Source organism: Flavobacterium sp. FG68, from assembly GCF_057808895.1.
Map to the genome: position 1 here is coordinate 172,150 of NZ_JBMDIY010000004.1, position 21,520 is coordinate 193,669.

At 31.6% G+C, this 21,520-nt stretch carries 18 protein-coding genes and 1 tRNA gene; 14 read left to right on the plus strand and 5 right to left on the minus strand.

What is annotated here, in order from left to right; all coding sequences use genetic code 11:
- Position 1: 1 nt before the first annotated feature.
- A complete protein-coding gene (locus ACODSB_RS04245; protein WP_053473022.1) occupies positions 2-235 on the minus strand; it encodes a putative signal transducing protein in 234 nt (77 codons plus the stop codon).
- 110 nt (positions 236-345) lie between these two features.
- On the opposite strand from ACODSB_RS04245, the gene rnr reads away from it, so the two are divergent.
- From rnr to ACODSB_RS04260, 3 genes are read left to right on the plus strand one after another with little or no spacing between them, the layout of a single operon-like run.
- Entirely contained in the window at positions 346-2,526 is a 2,181-nt protein-coding gene (rnr, locus tag ACODSB_RS04250) for a ribonuclease R (RefSeq protein WP_488936128.1), read from the plus strand.
- A gap of 25 nt (positions 2,527-2,551) precedes the next feature.
- A complete protein-coding gene (locus ACODSB_RS04255) occupies positions 2,552-3,220 on the plus strand; it encodes a head GIN domain-containing protein (protein ID WP_488936129.1) in 669 nt (222 codons plus the stop codon).
- A gap of 14 nt (positions 3,221-3,234) precedes the next feature.
- A complete protein-coding gene (locus ACODSB_RS04260; protein WP_053473025.1) occupies positions 3,235-3,915 on the plus strand; it encodes a LysE family translocator in 681 nt (226 codons plus the stop codon).
- A gap of 268 nt (positions 3,916-4,183) precedes the next feature.
- Here the strand turns inward: ACODSB_RS04260 and ACODSB_RS04265 are convergent.
- Positions 4,184-4,254, minus strand: a tRNA-Cys gene (locus ACODSB_RS04265).
- A gap of 94 nt (positions 4,255-4,348) precedes the next feature.
- Positions 4,349-4,708: a dihydroneopterin aldolase gene (gene folB, locus ACODSB_RS04270; RefSeq protein WP_488936130.1), complete on the minus strand. Its 360-nt coding sequence runs from the start codon at positions 4,706-4,708 to the stop codon at positions 4,349-4,351.
- 117 nt (positions 4,709-4,825) lie between these two features.
- On the opposite strand from folB, the gene ACODSB_RS04275 reads away from it, so the two are divergent.
- From ACODSB_RS04275 to ACODSB_RS04295, 5 genes are all read left to right on the plus strand, one after another.
- Positions 4,826-6,943 (plus strand): glutamine--tRNA ligase/YqeY domain fusion protein, encoded by a 2,118-nt coding sequence (locus tag ACODSB_RS04275; protein WP_488936131.1) that lies wholly within the window; start codon positions 4,826-4,828, stop codon positions 6,941-6,943.
- An 828-nt stretch (positions 6,944-7,771) separates the two neighbouring features.
- Positions 7,772-8,251: a hypothetical protein gene (locus tag ACODSB_RS04280; protein WP_053474334.1), complete on the plus strand. Its 480-nt coding sequence runs from the start codon at positions 7,772-7,774 to the stop codon at positions 8,249-8,251.
- Between the two features lie 81 nt (positions 8,252-8,332).
- Positions 8,333-8,659 (plus strand): YtxH domain-containing protein, encoded by a 327-nt coding sequence (locus tag ACODSB_RS04285; protein WP_053474335.1) that lies wholly within the window; start codon positions 8,333-8,335, stop codon positions 8,657-8,659.
- 75 nt (positions 8,660-8,734) lie between these two features.
- Positions 8,735-9,085, plus strand: coding sequence for a hypothetical protein (locus ACODSB_RS04290; RefSeq protein WP_053474336.1), 351 nt, complete (start codon positions 8,735-8,737; stop codon positions 9,083-9,085).
- A 5-nt stretch (positions 9,086-9,090) separates the two neighbouring features.
- Positions 9,091-9,345: a DUF6327 family protein gene (locus tag ACODSB_RS04295; protein ID WP_053474337.1), complete on the plus strand. Its 255-nt coding sequence runs from the start codon at positions 9,091-9,093 to the stop codon at positions 9,343-9,345.
- Positions 9,346-9,364: 19 nt separating this feature from the next.
- Here the strand turns inward: ACODSB_RS04295 and ACODSB_RS04300 are convergent, their stop codons facing one another.
- Both ACODSB_RS04300 and gltX read right to left on the minus strand, forming a co-directional pair.
- The gene (locus tag ACODSB_RS04300) at positions 9,365-10,348 is read right to left on the minus strand and encodes an SPFH domain-containing protein (protein ID WP_053474338.1); all 984 of its coding nucleotides are present in this window, start codon (positions 10,346-10,348) and stop codon (positions 9,365-9,367) included.
- A gap of 252 nt (positions 10,349-10,600) precedes the next feature.
- Positions 10,601-12,106: a glutamate--tRNA ligase gene (gltX, locus tag ACODSB_RS04305; protein ID WP_488936132.1), complete on the minus strand. Its 1,506-nt coding sequence runs from the start codon at positions 12,104-12,106 to the stop codon at positions 10,601-10,603.
- A 162-nt stretch (positions 12,107-12,268) separates the two neighbouring features.
- Here gltX and ACODSB_RS04310 point away from each other — a divergent pair, with 162 nt between their 5' ends.
- The 6 genes from ACODSB_RS04310 (at position 12,269) to ACODSB_RS04335 (ending at position 21,478) form a co-directional block, all read left to right on the plus strand.
- Positions 12,269-15,688, plus strand: a complete 3,420-nt coding sequence (locus ACODSB_RS04310; RefSeq protein WP_488936133.1) for a hypothetical protein — start codon at positions 12,269-12,271, stop codon at positions 15,686-15,688.
- Positions 15,685-16,104, plus strand: coding sequence for an rRNA maturation RNase YbeY (ybeY, locus tag ACODSB_RS04315; protein ID WP_488936134.1), 420 nt, complete (start codon positions 15,685-15,687; stop codon positions 16,102-16,104). The genes ACODSB_RS04310 and ybeY overlap by 4 nt, the downstream gene beginning before the upstream one ends.
- 509 nt (positions 16,105-16,613) lie before the next feature.
- Positions 16,614-18,485 carry a tRNA uridine-5-carboxymethylaminomethyl(34) synthesis enzyme MnmG gene (gene mnmG, locus ACODSB_RS04320; RefSeq protein WP_488936135.1) on the plus strand — a complete coding sequence of 624 codons (1,872 nt, stop codon included), beginning with the start codon at positions 16,614-16,616 and terminating at the stop codon, positions 18,483-18,485.
- Positions 18,486-18,814: 329 nt separating this feature from the next.
- Entirely contained in the window at positions 18,815-19,279 is a 465-nt protein-coding gene (locus ACODSB_RS04325; RefSeq protein WP_488936136.1) for a hypothetical protein, read from the plus strand.
- A gap of 89 nt (positions 19,280-19,368) precedes the next feature.
- Entirely contained in the window at positions 19,369-20,217 is an 849-nt protein-coding gene (locus ACODSB_RS04330; protein WP_488936137.1) for a class I SAM-dependent methyltransferase, read from the plus strand.
- Positions 20,218-20,902: 685 nt separating this feature from the next.
- Positions 20,903-21,478, plus strand: coding sequence for an OmpH/Skp family outer membrane protein (locus ACODSB_RS04335; RefSeq protein WP_053474345.1), 576 nt, complete (start codon positions 20,903-20,905; stop codon positions 21,476-21,478).
- Positions 21,479-21,520: the final 42 nt, after the last annotated feature.

Genomic DNA, 21,520 nt, shown 5'->3' on the forward strand with positions numbered 1-21,520 from the left:
TTTAAACGATTTTAAGAGGATTGTTCAGATTGTCCAGAATTTGTTGCACTTCTTCGAAATCGTTTGGATGAACTTTGAGTTTGATTCCGCCGAGCGCATTTGAGTAAAGCGGCATAACAGAAAGTGTCACTTCATTTTCGAAAAAATATGGAATTTCTTCTTGTTCAAGTAAGTGTTTGAGAACCACTGTTTCGTGCAGATAATTGAATACGGCGATCGTCTTAAAGCTTTCCATATGAGGTCTTTTTGTAAATGTACGAAAAGTTATATTTTTAATAATTCTATTTGTTAAAAAGAATTATCTGATTTCTTATTTGTAATTTTAAACCTTATAAGAAAAGATATATGAGTAAGAAAATTAGAAAGCCGATAAAAAAAGAGAAAGATTTCTCTGGGAAGATCCTTAAGATTTTATCGCAAAATGCCAATAAGCCATTTAATTATAAACAGATAGGAGCGAAGTTAGAACTTGACGATACAAATAGCAGAAACCAGATTATAAAAGATTTAAAAATTCTGGCAGCTCAAAAGAAAATTGTAGAAACAGAACCTGGAAAATATTTAGTCAAAGCAATTAGTCAGGATTATTACGAAGGAACGATAGATATGACGAGCAGAAAAACGGCATATTTTATTTGTGATGAATTTGAAGAAGATGTTTTTATTCCGACTAATAATTTGAATCGTGCTTTAGATAAAGACAAAGTAAAAGTTTACGTTTATAACCGTAGAAAAGGTAAAAGACCTGAAGGTGAAGTAATTGAAGTTATAGAAAGAGATAAAACAGAGTTTGTTGGAGTAATTGATATTCAGGCAAATTTTGCTTTTGTTTCAACTGCAAATCCTAAAATGTATACCGATATTTTTATTCCAAAAGATAAAATAGGTGAAGCAGAAAATGGAGATGTTGTTCTTGTAAAAATTGATGACTGGCCAAAAAGAGCCGATAGTCCGTTTGGATCTGTAATTAGAGTTTTAGGAAAACCCGGAGAACACAATACTGAGATTCATGCTATTTTAGCTGAATACGGATTGCCATCTGATTTCCCGGTAGAAGTAGAAGTTTTTGCACAAAAATTAGATACTTCGATTCAGGAATCTGAAATTGCAAAACGTCGTGATATGCGTGATACGCTTACGTTTACGATAGATCCAAAAGATGCAAAAGATTTTGATGATGCATTATCTTTCAAAAAGTTAGAGAACGGAAATTTCGAAATCGGAATCCATATTGCTGATGTTTCTTATTATTTAGAAGAAGGAACAATTCTGGATGATGAAGCTTATCAAAGAGCAACTTCGGTTTATTTAGTGGATAGAGTAGTGCCAATGCTTCCTGAAGTATTGTCTAATTTTGCCTGTTCACTTCGTCCGAATGAAGAGAAATATACATTCTCTGCAGTATTTGAAGTTTCTCCAGCTTCACAAGTTATCAACCAATGGTTTGGAAGAACAGTAATTTATTCAGATCAGCGTTTTGCTTATGAAGAAGCACAATATATCATTGAAACAAAAGACAATACGATTCCGGTTGATATTTCTATTACTGGAGAATCTTATGTTGTTTCAGATGAAATTGTAGAAGCAACTTTAAAACTAGATGAATTAGCTAAGATTTTAAGAAAGAAAAGAATGCAGAATGGTGCTATTTCTTTTGATAAAGTTGAAGTAAAATTTAATTTGAATGAAGAAGGTGAACCAGAAGGAGTTTACTTTAAAATCTCAAAAGATGCCAATCATTTAATTGAAGAATTTATGCTTTTGGCCAATAGAAAAGTGGCTGAATACATTGGTAAACAAAAGAAAACCTTTGTTTACAGGATTCACGACGAACCAAATGAAGACAAATTGATTGCGATGCAAACCGTAATTGCTAAATTTGGTTATAAAATAGATTTTAGAAATAAAGGTGATATTGCAAAATCATTGAACTCTTTGATGGAAGAAGTAAATGGTAAAAAAGAGCAAAACTTAATTGATACTCTTGCGATTAGAAGTATGAGTAAAGCCAAATATTCAACAGATAATATTGGACATTATGGTTTAGCTTTTGATTATTACAGCCATTTTACATCGCCAATTCGTCGTTATCCAGACGTTATGGTACACCGTTTGTTACAATATTATCTGGATGGAGGAGCTTCTGTAAATGAAGAAACATATGAAACAAAAAGTTTACATTGTTCTAATATGGAAAGTTTAGCCACTAACGCTGAACGAGATAGTATCAAATACATGCAGGTTAAATACATGCAGGATCATCAGGATGAAGAATTCCTTGGAGTTATTTCTGGTGTTACAGAGTGGGGAATTTATGTTGAAATCGTTTCTAATAAATGCGAAGGAATGGTAAGAATCAGAGAAATAAAAGATGATTATTATACTTTCGATGAAAAACAATATGCATTGGTTGGAGCTACTTCAAACAGCATTTTGCAATTAGGGGACGAAATTTATGTGAAAGTAAAAAATGCCGATTTAGTGAAGAAACAACTGGATTTTCATTTTTTACGAAGAGCAGAATAAGTATTAATTTTTTAAAAATAAAAGTATGAAAAAGCTAATTATTGGAGCAGCAATTTTATTTGTACAAATGTCTTTTAGTCAGGTTACTAAAGAGTTAGGTGATTTTGATACCGTAAAAGTTTACGATAAATTAAGTGTAAAATTAGTTCCGTCATCTGAAAATAAAGTTGTTATAAAAGGAGCAAGAGAAGCAGAGCTGGAAGCTGTTAACAAAAATGGTGTATTAAAATTAAGAATGCCTTTTCCTAAATTGCTGTCAGGAAATGATCTTGAAGTTACTTTGTATTATAAACATCTTGAATTGATTGATGTTAATGAAGGTGCAGAAGTGATAAGTAAAGATGCTATAAAAGCAACTTCATTTAAAGTAAGTGCACAGGAAGGTGGAAAAATTAATGTAGATTTGAATGTTGATAAACTAAAAGTAAGTTCAGTTTCCGGTGGTGAAATCACAGCAACCGGTAAAGCAGATAACCTTGATGCAAGTTTAGGAGCCGGCGGATATTTCCTTGGAAGTAAATTAGCCACGTCTCAGACTAAAGTAAGCGTTTCTGCGGGCGGAAAAGCCGATGTTAATGCATCAACCCTTGTTGACGCAAAAGTAAGCGCAGGAGGCTCTATTTACATTTATGGTAAACCAAAGCAAATAAATCAAAAAACAGTATTTGGAGGTAAAATCGAAGAAGTAAAATAACAACTAGTAATTTGATGATAAATGATATTCTGGCTGGACTGCCATGGGGACTTTTTCTAAGCTTTATGGTAGGCCCGGTATTTTTTATACTATTAGAAACCAGTATTACAAAAGGATTCAGAGCCGCATTGGTATTTGATCTAGGTGTAGTTCTAGGTGATATTTTTTTTATAGCAATTGCCTATTTAGGAAGTTATAGATTAATTCAGAGTTTAAAAGATAAACCTGCCCTTTTCATTTTTGGCGGAATAATTATGCTGGCTTACGGTATAATTTCCTTTGTAAGATTAAGAAATGAAGAAAAAATTGATGATGAAGAAATTGACCGTGATATTATAAAAAGAAATTACGGAAGTTTATTTATAAAAGGCTTTTTACTCAACGTTATCAACATTGGAGTTTTAGGTTTTTGGTTAGCTGTAATTATTTCAGTTGGACCAAAATTAGAAATGCAAAACTCAAGAATGATTACTTTTTTTACTTCAGTAATCATCACATATTTGTTAGTTGACTGTCTTAAAATATTATTAGCCAAACAATTAAAATCTAAAATGACACCAACTAATATCTTAAAAATCAAAAAAGGAATTAGTATTGTTTTAATGGTTTTTGGAGTAGTGTTAATAACTCAAGGCTGGTTTCCAAAAGAAAAAGAAATGGTTAAGAATGCTTTCGAAAAGATAGAAAATAAGTAGTTGTTAATAACTCAAAAATATAAAATTAAACCTCTGAATTTCAGAGGTTTTTTTATGTTTATAAGTCATTGCGAGGAACGAAGCAATCTCACGAAGTATACACAAAGTTTGTCATTTTGACCGAAGGGAGAAATCTTCGCAAGTAACTCCGTAACAATTATCCAATCTTTGTAGAGCTTCTCGCGAAGATTTCTCCCTTCGTCGAAATGACAAGAATGTGGAAAAATTAGGCACAAAAAAAAGAGACACATTTCTGTATCTCTTTTAGAGGCATCGTCCGGATTCGAACCGGAGTAGGAGCTTTTGCAGAGCCCAGCCTAGCCGCTCGGCCACGACGCCATTGCTTGAACGGATGGCAAAAGTAACTAAAATCTTTAAAATTCAAAAGTTTCATATAAACTATTTTGAAAAAATACGATTTTAATTTAAATAATTACGCTCTAATTTCCGTCATTTTTATGGTAACTGATTCAACATCACCGCCAATAGGTGGATTTATTTTAGAAACCCAAACTGTTGTTTTTTCTACAGTTTCTATCTCTGAAAGTACACGATTATTGATTCTTTTAGCAACATGTTCTAATAAATGCGAACGAATTGCCATTTCTTCAGTAACAATTTTATTCAAATGAACATAGTCAACAGTATCTAAAAGATGATCTGTATTGGCTGATTTTTGCAAATTGGTCTTAATTTTTAGATCTACGGTATAATCAGATCCTATTTTTCCTTCTTCAATTAAACATCCGTGGTAAGAAAAAGTGCGGATATTTTTTAGTTTAATAACTCCCATTTTAATTTAGTTTCAAGTTCTAAGTTTCAGGTTTACTGAGAAGTTTCTAAAGAAAACTGTAAACTGTAAACCGAAAACTGTAAACTTTTTTATCTTTGCTAAAATTACTATAAAATAATGGCATCAGAAGAGAAATCACTCAATTTTATTGAACAAATCATAGAGGAAGATTTAAAATCAGGTCTTTCGCAAACTAAACTTCATTTTCGTTTTCCACCAGAACCAAATGGTTATTTACACATTGGACATGCAAGTTCTATTGCATTAAATTTTGGTTTAGGTATTGATTATCAATCACCTGTAAACTTACGTTTTGATGATACAAACCCAGAAAAAGAAGAACAGGAATTTGTTGATGCTATTAAAAAAGATGTTGAATGGCTGGGTTATACCTGGGCCGAAGAACGTTATGCATCAGATTATTTTCAACAATTGTATGATTGGGCAGTTTTATTAATTAAAAAAGATAAAGCCTATGTTGACAGTCAGTCTTCTGAAGATATGGCGATTCAAAAAGGAACTCCATCGACAACTGGAACAGATTCTCCATTTAGAAATCGTTCTGTTGAAGAAAATTTAGATTTATTCGAAAGAATGAAAAATGGTGAATTTGAGGCTGGTACACATATTCTTCGTGCAAAAATTGACATGAAATCAACAAACATGTTAATGCGTGATCCTATCATGTACAGAATTTTACACAAGCATCATCATAGAACCGGAGATGCCTGGAAAATTTATCCAATGTACGATTGGGCACACGGACAAAGTGATTATTTAGAAGAAATCTCACACTCATTTTGTACACTTGAATTCTTGCCTCACCGTGAATTATACGATTGGTTTTTAGATCAAATTTTAGATGAAAATAAACTGCGTCCAAAGCAAAGAGAATTTGCAAGACGTAACTTATCACATACCGTTGTTAGTAAAAGAAAATTACAGCAACTAGTTAAAGAAAAGCATGTTAACGGTTGGGATGATCCAAGAATGTCAACTATTTCAGGCTTAAGAAGACGTGGTTATACAGCTGCATCTTTGCGTAATTTTGCCAATACAATTGGTATTGCAAAACGTGATAATTTAATAAATGTATCGGTTTTAGAATTCTGTATTCGTGAAGATTTGAACAAAATTGCACCTCGTGTAATGGCTGTTTTAGATCCTGTAAAATTGGTAATTACAAATTATCCGGAAGGAAAAGAAGAGTGGCTAGAAGCCGAAAATAATCAGGAAGATGAAAATGCAGGATTCAGAAAAGTACCTTTTTCTCGTGAATTATACATTGAAAGAGAAGACTTTTTAGAAGAAGCTCCAGCTAAATTTTTCCGTTTGACTTTAGGAAAAGAAGTTCGTCTTAAAAATGCTTATATCATTAAAGGTGAAAGTGTTATAAAAGATGCGGAAGGGAATATTACAGAAATTCATGTAACGTATGATACTGATTCTTTAAGTGGAAGCGGCACTGAAGCAAGCCAAAGAAAAGTATCTGGAACTTTACATTGGGTTTCAATTCAGCATGCTCTTGAAGCAGAAGTTCGTTTGTACGATCGTTTGTTTACAGATGAAGCGCCGGACAGTTATAAAGACAAAAATTTCTTAGATTTTGTGAATCCAAATTCATTAGAAATTGTAACCGGATTTGTTGAACCAAGTTTAGCAACAGTTCAAAATGAAGATAAATTTCAGTTTCAACGTTTAGGTTATTTTACAGTTGATAAAGACTCAACTCCTTCAAAACTAGTATTTAACAAAACTGTTGGATTAAAAGATGCCTGGGAAGAAAAAGGTAAAAAAGAAGAAAATAGTATTAATAATTCTTTAAAAGAAATCAACAAATATTTCAAAGTTGAAACTAAACCAGAACGTATTGCAATTGAAAGTGCAATAGGGGAGAACATCAAAAATGTTTCTAGTTTTTCACTTTTACAAAATTCATTAAAGAAGAATATCAACAATAATAAAGCTTCGTTGTTGTTTTCTCAATTTATTTTGAAATATTCAAGCTGGAAATCTACAGATTTTGAAGAAGAAGATGTAAAGAAATTATATTCAATGTCTTTAAAAAGTGAATCAACTTATGTTCGATCAAAAGCACTTTTAAATTTAAGAGATATTGAAAACGAAAGTTTCAAAAATCAATATGATGATGAAATTTTAAAATTATATTCAAATCCTCCAAAAAATACATCGGAGAGAGAAATTGAAATTTTATCTGAAATGGTAAAAAAGTAAAAATAATTAGAATCTATTGAAAGCGCTTTTTATAAGCGTTTTTTTTTATTATTTATATTTTCTATTAGAATTAAAATTTTTATAAATATTTTAAATTAAAAATGACTTTCATAAATTAATTTTAAGACAATTTTTAATTTTCTCCATCTCTTGAATCCTTTTTTTTGAAATCCTTTTTTAAAACTCTTTATTTTAAGTTTCGTCTTTTTTTGTCAATTTTTGTTTTTTTCACTTCATAAAAATGAAAATGAACCAATTTTTATTTATTAAAATAATTTATTAAATTTTTATTGTTATTAATTTTAATTATTATTTATAAAATCTATTTAAATATTAAAATTGATAGTTATTTTAGATTAATTTCAACCTTCATAAATTGAATTTAAGGTAATATTTTATTTAAGTCGACACATAACTCGTTTTTTGAATTATTGTTTATTTATGACCTTAATTTTAAGTTTCACCGTTATTTTTGTCAGTTTAACGGGTTATTAACATACAATTGTTTATAAAGTTGCTATTTTTATCTCAATACCAAAAGTCAGAAATGATTTTATAAATTAATATTTCCAATTAGATTCTAAGTTGAATTTTTTGAAAGCAAAAGACAATGTTTTTTGTTTTAAGATTATTTCTAATTTGAATTCTTGAAACGACAAATTTTATGTTCTAATTTTATTATGAAGTTGTTTTGATAATATTTCGCGTAAAAGGTATTTTTCAAATTTCTTCCTAATTATGAAATTTCCATAGCATTAGTTTTAGGCAATTATTTTTTTATAATTCAATCTGACAAATTTTAATTATAAAAACTTAAATCCAATTATCATGAAAATTTTATATTTTACGCTAATGATGTTATTTGCAAATATTGCAATTTCTCAAACTCATCAAATTACAAAACACAATGGTGAACAACTTGATGTCAATTTTATTAAAAATGAAAATGGTTTAATTTATTATTCGTTGAACGGAAGTTCTGAAGAAATTAAAATTAGCAAATATGCTGTTTCATCAATTACAAATAAGCAGACAAAACAAACTCAAAAAATTTCTGATAAAATAATAGTAGATTCAAAAGACGATTACAAAATGGTAACTGTTCTTCCTCAGGAAAAGACAATAGGACTGAAGCAGGCAGCAAGTTTTACCGGAGTCTCGACAAGGACAAAAGGTGAACCGCCAATTGCAAATCAAAAGCAGACTGCTATGAGAATCAAAACTAAGTCAGCTTCAAATGGTTATCCTTTTGTGAGTATTATTGAAAAGGCCGATGGAAAATATGAGGCAGTTGCTTATGTGTATTAATTATATTGTTAAATTTTAGATTTTGAAGTTTAGCATTTTAAAAAAGGAGTATCTTTATTAATCACTTTAAATATAAATATCATGTCAAATAATTCAAATACAATTGCAGCAATTTTAGCTGGTGCTGCAGTAGGAGCAGCGATCGGAATTTTGTTTGCCCCGGATAAAGGATCAAAAACGAGAGCTAAACTGAAAGAAGGAATTGATGATGCAAAACATAATCTGCAGGATTCTTTTCAGGCAAGTTCTGAAGTGCTTCGTGAAAAATTCACAGGCGCAACACAAAATCTTGATGGAACTTTAAATGATTTACTTTCAAATGTAAGTCATAAAACAGAAGAAGTAATCACTTTTTTAGAATCTAAACTGGCTGATTTAAAAGCACAAAACGCTAAACTTCAAAAATAATAATTATTAAAGAAGCACATAATTGTCTTATTTTTATAAGACAGTTTTGTGCTTTTTCATTTTAAAAAACTAATTATGGCTTTTGAAGAGTTAAAAGAAAATACCGAAAAAATTCAGGACCAAACTAAAGTTTACATTGACAGTCACTTAGCTTACTACAAACTTTGGGGTTTTAAAGTAGCAATGAAATCGACAACTTTAATTTTCAAATTTACTTTGATATTATTGTGTTTTAGTATGGTTTTACTTTTTGGATCTTTTGCAGCAGCTTATGCTTTTGGAGATTTATTCGGAAGTAATGCTTTGGGATTTTTGGCAGTAGGAGGGATCTATCTTTTGTTCACCATTTTACTTTTTCTGATAAAAGATAAGATTGTTGAAGGACCAATTTTAGAGAAGTTTTCAGAAATATTTTTTAACGATTAAGAATTATGGAAAAGAAAAAATACTCCTCATATGCTGAGATCGACAGAGATTTAGAAATTCTAAAACTGGAAAAAGATATTAATTATCAGAAATTAGTTCTGAGTTTTCAGAGAACTAAAGAAAGCATAACACCACAAAATATTGTAAACGGATTCGTTTCATCTTATACAGATTACTTTAAAAATTCGTATCCGCAAATTTTACAATCCATTTTACCTTATGTAATTGGTTGGTTTATAAATAAAAAAAGAGGCAGTTAAGCCTCTTTTTTATTTAAAATTATGATTGAACTTCTGGTTGAATGTCATCTTCATAGCCAGATTGTGGTTGAATTGGTTTTGGTTTCTCCACTTTTTTATTGTGTTTTTTCATCATTTCACCAACCTGGTTTGATGCTGAAAATGAAGCAACCATGTTATTCAACATATCACTTCCGGCTTGTGGAGAATTTGGTAACAAAATTAAATTAGAATTTGCATCAGCTCCAATTGCTTGTAAAGTATCATAATGCTGAGTTACGACAATTAGGGCAGAAGCTTCTTGAGAATTAATTCCAACATTGTTTAAAACTTCAACACTTTCTACAAGACCTCTTGCAATTTCACGACGTTGATCTGCAATACCTTGACCTTGTAAACGTTTACTTTCAGCTTCAGCTTTTGCTTTTGCAACGATTCTAATTCTTGAACTTTCAGCTTCAAATTCTGCAGCAGTTTTTTCTCTGTCAGCAGCGTTGATTCTGTTCATTGCATTTTTAACCTGAATGTCCGGATCAATATCTGTAACCAAAGTATTGATGATATCGTAACCGTAAGTTGTCATCGCTTCGTTCAATTCTCTTTTTACTGCAATTGCGATATCGTCTTTTCTTTCAAAAACATCATCCAATTTTAGTTTAGGAACTTCGGCACGAACTACGTCAAATACATAAGCAGTAATCTGATCGTGTGGATATTCTAGTTTATAAAATGCATCATATACTTTATCCTGAATAACTTTAAACTGAACAGAAACTTTCATTTTGATAAAAACGTTGTCTCTTGTTTTGGTTTCAATGATAACATCAAGCTGTTGAATTTTAAGATTTACACGTCCGGCCAATCTGTCAACCAATGGAATTTTTAACTGTAATCCTGAATTTCTAACACTATGAAATTTTCCAAATCTTTCAATAATTACAGAACTTTGCTGTTTTACTGTAAAGAATGAAGACATGAAAATAAAGAATGCTAGTACTAATAAGATAATAAATGCTGTACTCATGGTGATATAGTTTATATTTTTGATCTTGGTAAATTACGAAAATTCTTCTAAAATAAAATTTTAAAACATTAAAAAACGCTAAGAACATTTGTTAGATGTTTCTTAGCGGTTAAAGTTTTTTACCATTAAGGCATTAAGTAAATTAAGTCAAGCTTTGTCAAGTTAATTAAGCTAAGCTTTATGAACTTAAATATTTATATAATTTTACCATTAAGTAAGCTTAATAAACTTAATATCTTAATGGTAAAATTTTTATAAAGTAGCTATCGCTTTTTGAATTCTAGAAATAGTTTCTTCTTTTCCAATGATTTCAACAATGTCAAATAGGTGAGGACCTTTAAGAGCTCCAACTAAACTCAAACGGAAAGGCTGCATAACTTTACCCATTCCAATTTCATTTTTAGTTAACCAATCTTTTACGATTGCTTCGATATTTGCTGAATCAAAACCATCAATATATTCAAGAGTTGAAATCAATTCCTGCATTAAAGCCGGAGTTTCTTCCTTCCAGTTTTTGCTTGCTTTTTCATCATAAGATGTTGGTGCCTGGAAAAAGAAATCAGTTAAATCCCAGAATTCAGAAACAAAATGTGCTCTTTCTTTAATAAGTGAAACTATACGAGTTGTCACTTCGAGCGGAGTCGAGAAGCCTTTTTCAACTAAAATAGGAGAGAAGCTCTTCGCTAAATCGGCATCATTTTGTTTAATTAAATACTGGTGATTGAACCATTTGTTCTTTTCAGGATCAAATTTTGCTCCCGCTTTATGCACTCGATTTAAGTCAAAAGCTTCAACTAATTCTTCTAAAGAATATAATTCTTTATCCGTTCCATCATTCCAGCCTAACAAAGCAAGGAAGTTTACAACTGCTTCAGGGAAAAATCCTTTCTCTCTGTAACCAGATGAAACGCCTTCTTCAGTTTTCCATTCTAATGGAAACACAGGGAATCCTAATTTATCACCATCTCTTTTAGATAATTTTCCGTTTCCAACAGGTTTCAAAATCAAAGGTAAATGTGCAAATTCTGGAGCATCCCAACCAAAAGCTCTGTATAATAAAACGTGAAGAGGCATCGATGGCAGCCATTCTTCACCACGAATTACATGTGAAGTTTCCATTAAATGATCATCAACAATATTAGCTAAATGATAGGTTGGCATTCCGTCACTTTTAAACAAAACTTTATCGTCAAGAAGATTCGTTTCAAACTTAACATCTCCACGAATGATATCTTTTAAATGTAAAGTTTCGTTAACCGGAGTTTTAAAACGAATCACATAATGCTCTCCATTTGCAATTCTTTTAGCAGTTTCTTCAGCAGAAATTACTAACGAAGTATCTAATTTTTCACGGTTGTGATGATTGTATATAAAAGTTTTTCCTTCAGCTTCGTGTTGTTTTCTATGTGCATCAAGAGCTTCAGGAGTATCAAAAGCGTAATAAGCCCAGCCCGAATTGATCAGTTGATCTGCATATTTTTGGTATATTTCTTTACGATCACTTTGTCTGTACGGACCAAATTTTTCATTTTTTCCAACAGTTTCTTCAGGAGAAATCCCTAACCATTCCAGCGCTTCCATAATATAAGCTTCGGCACCTGGAACAAAACGTGTTTGATCTGTATCTTCAATTCTCAGATAAAAAACACCGTTATGTTTTTTTGCAAATAAATAATTAAATAGGGCAGTACGAACTCCGCCAATATGTAATGGTCCAGTCGGACTTGGTGCAAAACGCACTCGAACTTGCTTTGACATTTGTATAAATTTTGATGCAAAGATACAACTTTAGATAAATCCCAATTTTTTAAAATTCCAAATTCCAAGGTATAGTTTGAGTTGGAATTTGGAATTTATTTTTTGGAATTTGAATCTTTATAATTACTACTTTTATGGGTTATAATTAAAAGAGATTTTATTTTGAAAACATCATCTGCAATATATCAGAAGTTAGAAGGATTTATAAAGAAATATTACATGAATGAATTGATAAAAGGAGCACTTCTTTTTATTGGTTTTGGACTTTTGTATTTCTTATTTACACTTTTTATAGAGTATTTTCTTTGGCTGAAACCCTTAGGAAGAACACTTTTATTCTGGATATTTATCGCAGTAGAAGTTTTTCTGTTGTTTCGTTTTATCTTATTTCCAATTTTTAAGTTGTTCAAACTTCAAAAGGGAATCGATTATAATCAGGCTTCGGCAATTATAGGAAATCATTTTACAGAAGTAAGTGATAAACTAACGAACTTTTTACAGCTTTCTTCAAATGAGAATTCAGCAGAAAGTTCAGAATTAATGCTGGCTTCAATCGAACAAAAAGCAAATTCATTGCAGCCAATTCCGTTTGGAAATGCCATCAATTATAAATCAAACAAGAAGTATTTGCCGTTAGCTTTGATTCCGGTTTTACTGTTTGCAGTCTTTTTTGTTTCTGGAAACAGCAATATAATTTCGCAAAGTTTTAATAGAGTAGTGCATTTCAATTCCGCTTTTTTGCCACCGGCTCCTTTCAAATTTGTGGTTCTAAATGATAAACTTCAGACAGAACAAAACAAAGATTTTATTGTAAAAGTAGAAACCGAAGGAAACGTTGTTCCAGAAAATGTGATGATCCATATTGGCAACGAAAGTTATTTTATGGAATCTTCTCAAACTGGAAAGTTCGAATTCAAGATCGAAAAACCAACATCAGATGTTCAATTTTCATTTGAAGGAAATTCAGTTTCATCAAATGAATATGAATTAAAAGTTATTACAGTTCCATCAATTGCCAACTTCGAAATGGTTTTGAATTTTCCATCTTACCTAAAAAAGAAATCAGAAACGATTCAGGGAACCGGAAATGCAATCGTACCAGAAGGAACAATTGTAACCTGGAAAATGAAAACGCAGTCCACTCAAGAGGTAGTTTGGAAAGATGATAACGCAGTTTTGAAGTTTAATAAGGCAGAAAACGAATTTAAATTAGCTAAAAATATTAATCAAAATACAGAATATCAAATTCTTACTTCTAATAATAAGGTTAAAAATTACGAAAAATTAGACTATCAGCTATCAGTTATCAAAGATCAGCATCCAACGATTACCGTTTTGCCAGCTCCGGATAGTTTAAAATTAGATAAGAATTATGTGTTAGGAAGACTTGGTGATGACTACGGCTTATCAAAATTACAAGTTGTTTATTACGAACATGGCAAACCACAAACAGCAAAACGAGGAACTATTCCTGTAAAGCAAGGAGTGTTTGATCAGTTTGTTTTTAACTTTCCAAGTAATCTTGCAGTTGAAGAAGGAGTATCATATGAATACTATTTTGAGGTTTTTGATAACGATGCATTGCACGGATATAAGAGTACAAAATCTTCTACATTTTCAGATCGTGTTTCTACAACAGATGAAATTCAGGATGCAGAATTGCAACAGCAAAATGCCAATATTAATAGTTTATCTAAATCATTAAAGAATCAGGAAAAGCAATTTTCTGAAATGGATAAATTAAAAAATACAGGAAAAGAAAAAGATAATTTAGAGTTTAAAGATCAGCAAAAAGTAAATGATTTTATCAAACGTCAAAAGCAACAAGACGAAATGATGAAGCAGTTTGCTGAAAAAATGAATAAGAATTTAGATAAATATAATACAGAGAAGAAAGATAAAACTGCCGAAGATTTACAAAAACGTTTAGATAATGCCGAGAAAGATTTAGAGAAAAATCAGAAATTAATGGATGAACTTAAGAACCTAAACGATAAATTAAACAGCGAAGAGTTGTTTGATAAGATGGAAAAGTTTAAACAAATCAGCAAAAATCAATCTCGTAATTTAGAACAATTAGTTGAATTAACGAAGCGTTTTTATGTTGAAAAGAAAGCAGAGCAGGTTGCAGAGAAGTTAAATAAGTTAGCAGAAAAACAAGAACAACTTTCTAATAAAGATGCTGAAAACACAAAAGAGAAGCAGGACGATATCAATAAATCATTTGATAAAATTCAGGAAGACCTTAAAGATTTAAAAGATGAAAACAATAGTTTGAAATCTCCTTTGGATATTCCGAAAGATGCTTCAAAAGAAAAAGATGTAGAGAATGATTTGAACAAAGCATCAGAAGAATTAAATAAAAAGAATACTTCTTCGGCTAAGCCAAAACAAAAAAGTGCTTCAAAGAAAATGAAGTCAATGGCAGAGCAAATGAGTTCAAGTATGGAAGGCGGAGAACAAGAACAATTAGAAGAAGATGTTGCGATGCTTCGTCAAATTCTGGATAACCTTTTGGCATTTTCATTATCGCAGGAAGATGTAATGAAACAATTTAAATCGATGAAATTAGGTTCTTCTGCTTATACGAAGAACATAAAAATTCAGCAGAATTTGAAACAACAGTTCCGTCATGTCGATGATAGTTTGTTTGCAATGTCTCTTAGAAATCCAAAAATAGCAGAAGATGTTACGAAGGAAATTGGTAACGTACAATATAATATGGACAAAGCGATTGAAGTTTTAACCGATGTTCAAATCCCAAAAGGAGTTTCACATCAGCAATACGCTGTTTCATCTGCAAATAAATTAGCCGATTTTTTAAGTGATCTTTTAAATAATATGCAGATGCAAATGTCTAAACCGGGAACTGGAAAACCAAAACCTGGAGACGGACAAGGAATGCAATTACCAGATATTATACAAAAACAAAAAGGTCTGGCAGATAAAATGAAAGAAGGAATGAAGCCGGGTGATAAACCGGGAAGTGGTCAGCAAGGAAAAAGTGGAGAAGGAAAACAAGGACAAGGTCAGGGCAAAGAAAGCGGACAAGGAAAAGATGGACAAGGAAAAGATGGACAAGGCAAAGACGGAAAGAATGGTCAGGGTAAAAATGGGCAAGGTGGTAAAGAAGGAGGAAAAGGTAACGAAGGAAATGATGGTGAAGATGGAGAAGGAGATGCTGAAAAGATAATGGAGATTTACAAAGAGCAGGTTAAACTTCGTGAAGCTTTACAAAAAGAGTTAGCCAAAAAAGGATTAGACATGCAAGGAAGATCTGCAATTGAACAAATGAAAGCTTCAGAAAAACAGATTTTAAATAAAGGATTTAAGAATGAGAACCTGCAGAGAATTTTAAACATTCAGCAAGAGTTATTAAAATTAAACAATGCAGTTCAGGAACAAGGTCAAGATACGAAGCGTCAATCTGAAACAAACAAGACTGAATTTTCTAATCGTTCAAACGCTTTACCAAGCTCATTAACTGATTATTTAAATAGTGTAGAAATTTTAAATAGACAATCGCTACCTTTGCGCTCGAATTTTAATCAAAAGGTTCAAGAATATTTTAATACAAAATGATAAACTTTAATTACGAAACCGAATTTTCTTTAGACAACGAACAAGCTTTTACAGATTGGTTAAGTGCTGTTATTGTTTCTGAAAAGAAGAATGAAGGAGAAATAAATTATATTTTTTGTGATGATGATTACCTGCACAAAATAAATGTAGAGTATTTAGATCACGATACACTAACAGATATTATCAGTTTTGATTATACAGTTGGTAACGAATTAAACGGAGACATTTTTATTTCTGTTGAAAGAGTAGAAGACAATGCGAAAGATTTTAATGTTTCTTTCGACGAAGAATTGAAACGCGTATTGGCTCACGGTATATTACATTACTGTGGATACAAAGATAAAAGTGATGCAGATGCAGAACTTATGCGTTCCAAAGAAGATGAAAAGATTGCGATGTTTCACGTGAAACAGTAACAAGGAAACAAATTCCAAAGTTTTAAAATTTCAAATTCCAACTGTTCCACGTGAAACATATTAAATCTTGTTTCGGTTTCAAAGCAGATTTTAGTATTTATACATAACGTTCCATGTGAAACATTTCTGTTTTTTGAGTTGAATTTATAATAAACGTTCCACGTGAAACACTGGTAAAAGCGATTCGTTTTTTAACCGTATCGAGTTTAAATAAAGATTTTAGGTTTTTAAAATTTATAAAGTGTTTCACGTGGAACACGAATCTGTTTTTTTTTTGGATTCGTGATTTATAATGTTTCACGTGGAACAAGAAATCAAGAAGCTTGTATTTTTTAGATTTGGTTATTTCTGATTCAAAACAAACGTTCCACGTGGAACGCAACGAAGTTGGAATTTGAAATTTTTAAAATTGTTATTTGTGCTTTAGCACAGTTCCACGTGGAACAAAAAGAAAATAAAGTTAATTCTGAGAACCACCTTAAACGGTTTGCAGAGAATAATAAAACAAAATGTTTTTAGAAGAATACGATGTTATTGTAGTTGGTGCTGGACATGCAGGATCTGAAGCCGCGGCAGCGGCCGCAAATTTAGGATCCAAAACTTTGTTGGTTACAATGAGTTTGCAGAACATAGCCCAGATGTCTTGCAATCCTGCAATGGGGGGAATTGCAAAAGGACAAATTGTTCGTGAGATCGATGCACTTGGAGGTTACTCCGGAATTGTTTCAGATCGAACTGCAATTCAGTTTAAGATGTTGAACAAATCAAAAGGACCAGCAATGTGGTCGCCGAGAGTTCAAAGTGACCGAATGCGTTTTGCAGAAGAATGGAGAATGATGTTGGAGGGAACTTCAAATTTGGATTTTTACCAAGAGATGGTAAAAGGGCTCATTATCGAGAACGGAAAGATAAAAGGAATTAGAACTTCGCTTGGGGTTGAGATTCGATCCAAATCGGTTGTGTTGACAAACGGAACTTTTTTGAATGGATTAATTCATATTGGAGAAAAACAATTTGGTGGAGGTAGAGCAGGCGAAAGTGCCGCAACCGGAATTACCGAAGATTTGATCAAAGCAGGATTTGAAGCAGGAAGAATGAAAACAGGAACGCCGCCACGAGTTGATGGACGCTCTTTGGATTATTCTAAAATGAACGAAGAAAAAGGTGACGCAGTTCCGGATAAGTTTTCTTATTCGGATTTAACCGTTCCGCTAACGCATCAAAGATCTTGTTACATGACTTATACGTCATTGGATGTTCATGATATTTTGAGAGAAGGATTTGATCGTTCGCCAATGTTCAACGGAAGAATAAAAAGTTTAGGTCCGAGATATTGTCCGTCGATTGAAGATAAGATTAATCGTTTTGCTGATAAAGAACGTCACCAATTATTTGTAGAGCCTGAAGGTTGGAATACTTGTGAAGTTTATGTAAACGGATTTTCAACTTCGCTTCCGGAAGATATTCAATTTAAAGCATTGAGTTCTGTTGCCGGTTTTGAGAAAGTGAAATTCTTCCGTCCGGGTTATGCAATAGAATATGATTATTTCCCGCCAACGCAATTGAAACATACTTTGGAAACGAAGTTAGTTGAAGGATTATATTTTGCCGGACAAATTAATGGAACGACAGGATATGAAGAAGCAGCTTCGCAAGGTTTGATGGCCGGAATAAATGCGCATTTAAAAGTGCATGAAAAAGCGCCATTAATTTTAAAACGTGACGAAGCATATATTGGAGTTTTGATCGACGACCTAATTACGAAAGGAACAGAAGAACCTTATCGTATGTTTACATCTAGAGCAGAATATAGAACATTGTTGCGACAAGATAATGCCGATTTCAGATTGACGCCAATGTCGCATGAAATTGGTCTTGCTTCTGAAGCTCGTTTACGAAGAATGGAAAAGAAATTAAACGAGTCTGAAAAGATGGTTGCGTTCTTCAAAGAAACTAGCGTTTCGGTTGCAGAAACAAATCCAATTTTAGAAGCGAAAGAAACTGCTCCAATTACGCAAGGCGATAAAATGTTTAAAGTATTCTCTCGTCCGCAAATTGATTTGGAAGATATGCTGAAATTTGAAAAAGTAAAAGCATATGTTGAAGAAAATGATTTGGACAAAGAAATTTTAGAGCAAGCAGAAATCCAGGTTAAATATTCTGGTTATATCGAAAAGGAAAGAAACAACGCCGATAAACTTACTCGTTTAGAAGAAGTGAAAATTCCGGAGAATTTCGATTACAATAAAATCAAATCAATGTCGATTGAAGCAAAACAAAAATTAAGCAAAATTCGACCAGTTACAATTTCTCAGGCATCAAGAATAAGCGGTGTATCACCAAGTGATATTTCAGTGCTTTTGATTTATATGGGAAGGTAGAGATTTTAAATTTTAGATTTCTGAGTTTAGATTTTAGATTTTTCTAGGAATGTATTCTGGAAAGTTTATTAGAATTGTTTCACGTGAAACAAATTGAAGTCAATTAAAATTTTAGATTTTAACAAAGCAATCTAAAATTTAAACTTTGAAATCTAAAATGGTTTTTGTTCCACGTGAAACGAATTTGAAATTGATATAGTTTGTCATTCTGAGGAACGAAGAATCTTCGTTGCTAGATCGACAAAGATTTGTTCTTTTGGTGGAGTTACTAACGAAGATTCTTCGTTCCTCAGAATGACAAAAAGAGCTAAAATCTAAAATTCCTTTATATGAGAATTGTTGAAAGAGAAATTTTATCTGACGAAGAAAAAGAAGTTTTGAGAGAACTTTGGAACGAGGAATATCCGGCACGATTAAATTGCAAAACAATGCAGGATATTGAATTTTACTTAAAAGGTCTTTCAAATACAAAACATTATTTGCTGTTTGATGCGTTAGATAAAATTAACGGCTGGGCATTTACTTTTTTGAGAGAAGATGAAAATTGGTTTGCTATAATTTTGAATCATCAAATTCAGGGAAAAGGAAATGGGACACTTTTGATGAACGAATTAAAAAAGAATAATACAAGTTTGAATGGCTGGGTTGTAGATCATGAAAATGAAGTAAAACAAAATGCAGCACATTATAAATCTCCAATGCCATTTTACATTAAAAATGATTTTACAATTTTGACAGAAATCAGAATTGAAAATGAAAAAATGTCGGGAGTAAAAATTAATTGGAAACGATAAATAAAATATAAAATCAGGAAGCCCTAAAAGTGAAAATTTTACTTTTAGGGTTTGCTATGAAATTCAACCAAAATACCTATAATTAAAAAATGGACGTTTTAAACAAAAAACATTTTCTTACTGTAAAAGACCATTCTGTTTCGAAAGAAATTTTCGATTTGTACTATGATGAAAATCTGGATATGCTGATAACTTCTCCGCAGCCGGATTTAGAAAATTTAGGAAGATATTACGAAAGCGAAGATTATATTTCGCATACAGATAACAAACGTTCTGTTTTTGAAAAAGTATATCATTTTGTAAAAAGTATAGCTTTAAAAAATAAACTGAATTTAATTAATTCAGAACAATCTCAAAAAGGAAAAATTTTAGACATCGGTGCCGGAACCGGAGATTTTTTGTTGACAGCAAAAAATGACGGTTGGAATGTAATTGGAGTTGAACCAAGCGAGCGAGCAAAAAATATTGCAAAGCAAAAAGGAATTTCATTTGTTGAAGAAATAAGCGAACTCGAAAATAATTCCTTTGACGTAATTACAATGTGGCACGTTTTAGAACACGTTCCAAATTTGGAACTTCAAATTCAGGAATTGAAGCGATTATTAAAACCAACTGGAACATTAATTGTTGCGGTTCCAAATTTCAAATCGTTCGACGCAAAACATTACGGAGAATTTTGGGCAGCTTTTGATGTGCCAATTCATTTTTGGCATTTTTCAAAAAAAGCCATCAAAACGCTTTTTGAAAAAGTGGACATGAAATTAGAAAAAGTACTTCCAATGAAATTTGATTCATTTTATGTGAGTCTGCTTTCTGAAAAATACAAAACCGGAAAAATGAATTTTATCAAAGCATTTTTTATCGGTTTAAAATCAAATTTAAAAGCGTCGAGTACAAAAGAGTATTCATCTCACATTTACGTGCTAAAAAACAGCTAAAACGCAAAACAAACGCATTTAAGACGCTTTCTTTGACTAGACGAGGCTTTGTGTCGTCTTTTCCGAGAAAACGGCTCTAATAAAAGCTATGAAAGCTACTTTTAATAGTGATATTTTATAGCTTTTTTTGCATCCATAAAGAAAACTAATACCTCAAAAAGACTACAGTTTTTGGCTTTTTTTCTTGTTTTTTCCGATTTTTGATTTTTGAATTTCGTCGAACAAAAAATTACGAAAATTTTGTTTTTTGCGCTTCCGGGTTTTTTATTTTTCAAAAATGAAAATTTTAAAAAACCTTCAAGAAAAATTTTCGAGTCAATTTTTCAAAAAAAGCAAAAATTTTAAAATGAGCATTTTTTCACTCATTTTCTCATGAAATTCAAAAACGTAAATTTCAAAAAAGTTTTAGACACTGATTAAGTACTTCAAAAGCATAAAAACGCAAAATAAGCGTGTTTAATGCATTTTCTTAGGTAAATTGGGGCTTTGCATTGTCTTTTTTGAGAAGATTGCTGTAACAAAAGCTATGAAAGCCACTTTTAATAGTGATATTTTATAGTAGTATTTTAGTCCATAAAAAAAACCAATATCATAAAATTATAGCATTTTTTAAACTTTATGTCGATGCTATTTATTTTTTTATATTTTTGTCTTCAATACAATAAAAAAATTAGAAATTTAAAAAATGAAAAAAGCATTAGTAATTACCGCACTTTCAATTTTGGTTGTTTCGTGTAATAAAGCGACAGAAGCTAAAGAAGTAAAAACAGCTTACGTGGATACTTCAGTTTTGATGAAAGAGTACACTGAGGCAAAAGACCTTGAAGCTAAATACAAAGCTCAGGCAGAAGAAAAAGGAAGACAACTGCAAGCTGAGATTACTCGTTTTAAACAAGACGCTGCTAATTTTCAAAGTCAGGCACAAGCAAATGGACAAGCTTGGGCGCAACAAAGAGGGGCTGAATTGCAAAAAAGAGAGCAGCAATTGGGTTATGCTCAACAAGCTTTATCACAGCAATTACAGCAAGAAAGTGGTGTTGAAATGGATTCTCTTGTAAGCGGAGTTAAAAAATTCATCAAAGATTACGGAAAGAAAAACGGATATTCTTATATCTACGGGACAGGTGATGCGGCTACAGTTTTATACGCTGAAGACAAGTACGATATCACTAAAGTTATTATTAAAGAGTTAAACGATAAGTACAAAGCATCTCCAAAAGCAGAAGATAAACCAGCTGCAAAAGAAGAGGCTAAAAAATAATAAACTGCCAAACTAATTAAACTAAATGAAAAACCTAAATCC

What these genes read in the sequence shown, in the direction of transcription:
- ACODSB_RS04245 (WP_053473022.1), bottom strand. Translation starts at nt 235, where the DNA reads ATGGAAAGCTTTAAGACGATCGCCGTATTCAATTATCTGCACGAAACA.
- rnr (WP_488936128.1), top strand. Translation starts at nt 346, where the DNA reads ATGAGTAAGAAAATTAGAAAGCCGATAAAAAAAGAGAAAGATTTCTCT.
- ACODSB_RS04255 (WP_488936129.1), top strand. Translation starts at nt 2,552, where the DNA reads ATGAAAAAGCTAATTATTGGAGCAGCAATTTTATTTGTACAAATGTCT.
- ACODSB_RS04260 (WP_053473025.1), top strand. Translation starts at nt 3,235, where the DNA reads ATGATAAATGATATTCTGGCTGGACTGCCATGGGGACTTTTTCTAAGC.
- folB (WP_488936130.1), bottom strand. Translation starts at nt 4,708, where the DNA reads ATGGGAGTTATTAAACTAAAAAATATCCGCACTTTTTCTTACCACGGA.
- ACODSB_RS04275 (WP_488936131.1), top strand. Translation starts at nt 4,826, where the DNA reads ATGGCATCAGAAGAGAAATCACTCAATTTTATTGAACAAATCATAGAG.
- ACODSB_RS04280 (WP_053474334.1), top strand. Translation starts at nt 7,772, where the DNA reads ATGAAAATTTTATATTTTACGCTAATGATGTTATTTGCAAATATTGCA.
- ACODSB_RS04285 (WP_053474335.1), top strand. Translation starts at nt 8,333, where the DNA reads ATGTCAAATAATTCAAATACAATTGCAGCAATTTTAGCTGGTGCTGCA.
- ACODSB_RS04290 (WP_053474336.1), top strand. Translation starts at nt 8,735, where the DNA reads ATGGCTTTTGAAGAGTTAAAAGAAAATACCGAAAAAATTCAGGACCAA.
- ACODSB_RS04295 (WP_053474337.1), top strand. Translation starts at nt 9,091, where the DNA reads ATGGAAAAGAAAAAATACTCCTCATATGCTGAGATCGACAGAGATTTA.
- ACODSB_RS04300 (WP_053474338.1), bottom strand. Translation starts at nt 10,348, where the DNA reads ATGAGTACAGCATTTATTATCTTATTAGTACTAGCATTCTTTATTTTC.
- gltX (WP_488936132.1), bottom strand. Translation starts at nt 12,106, where the DNA reads ATGTCAAAGCAAGTTCGAGTGCGTTTTGCACCAAGTCCGACTGGACCA.
- ybeY (WP_488936134.1), top strand. Translation starts at nt 15,685, where the DNA reads ATGATAAACTTTAATTACGAAACCGAATTTTCTTTAGACAACGAACAA.
- mnmG (WP_488936135.1), top strand. Translation starts at nt 16,614, where the DNA reads ATGTTTTTAGAAGAATACGATGTTATTGTAGTTGGTGCTGGACATGCA.
- ACODSB_RS04325 (WP_488936136.1), top strand. Translation starts at nt 18,815, where the DNA reads ATGAGAATTGTTGAAAGAGAAATTTTATCTGACGAAGAAAAAGAAGTT.
- ACODSB_RS04330 (WP_488936137.1), top strand. Translation starts at nt 19,369, where the DNA reads ATGGACGTTTTAAACAAAAAACATTTTCTTACTGTAAAAGACCATTCT.
- ACODSB_RS04335 (WP_053474345.1), top strand. Translation starts at nt 20,903, where the DNA reads ATGAAAAAAGCATTAGTAATTACCGCACTTTCAATTTTGGTTGTTTCG.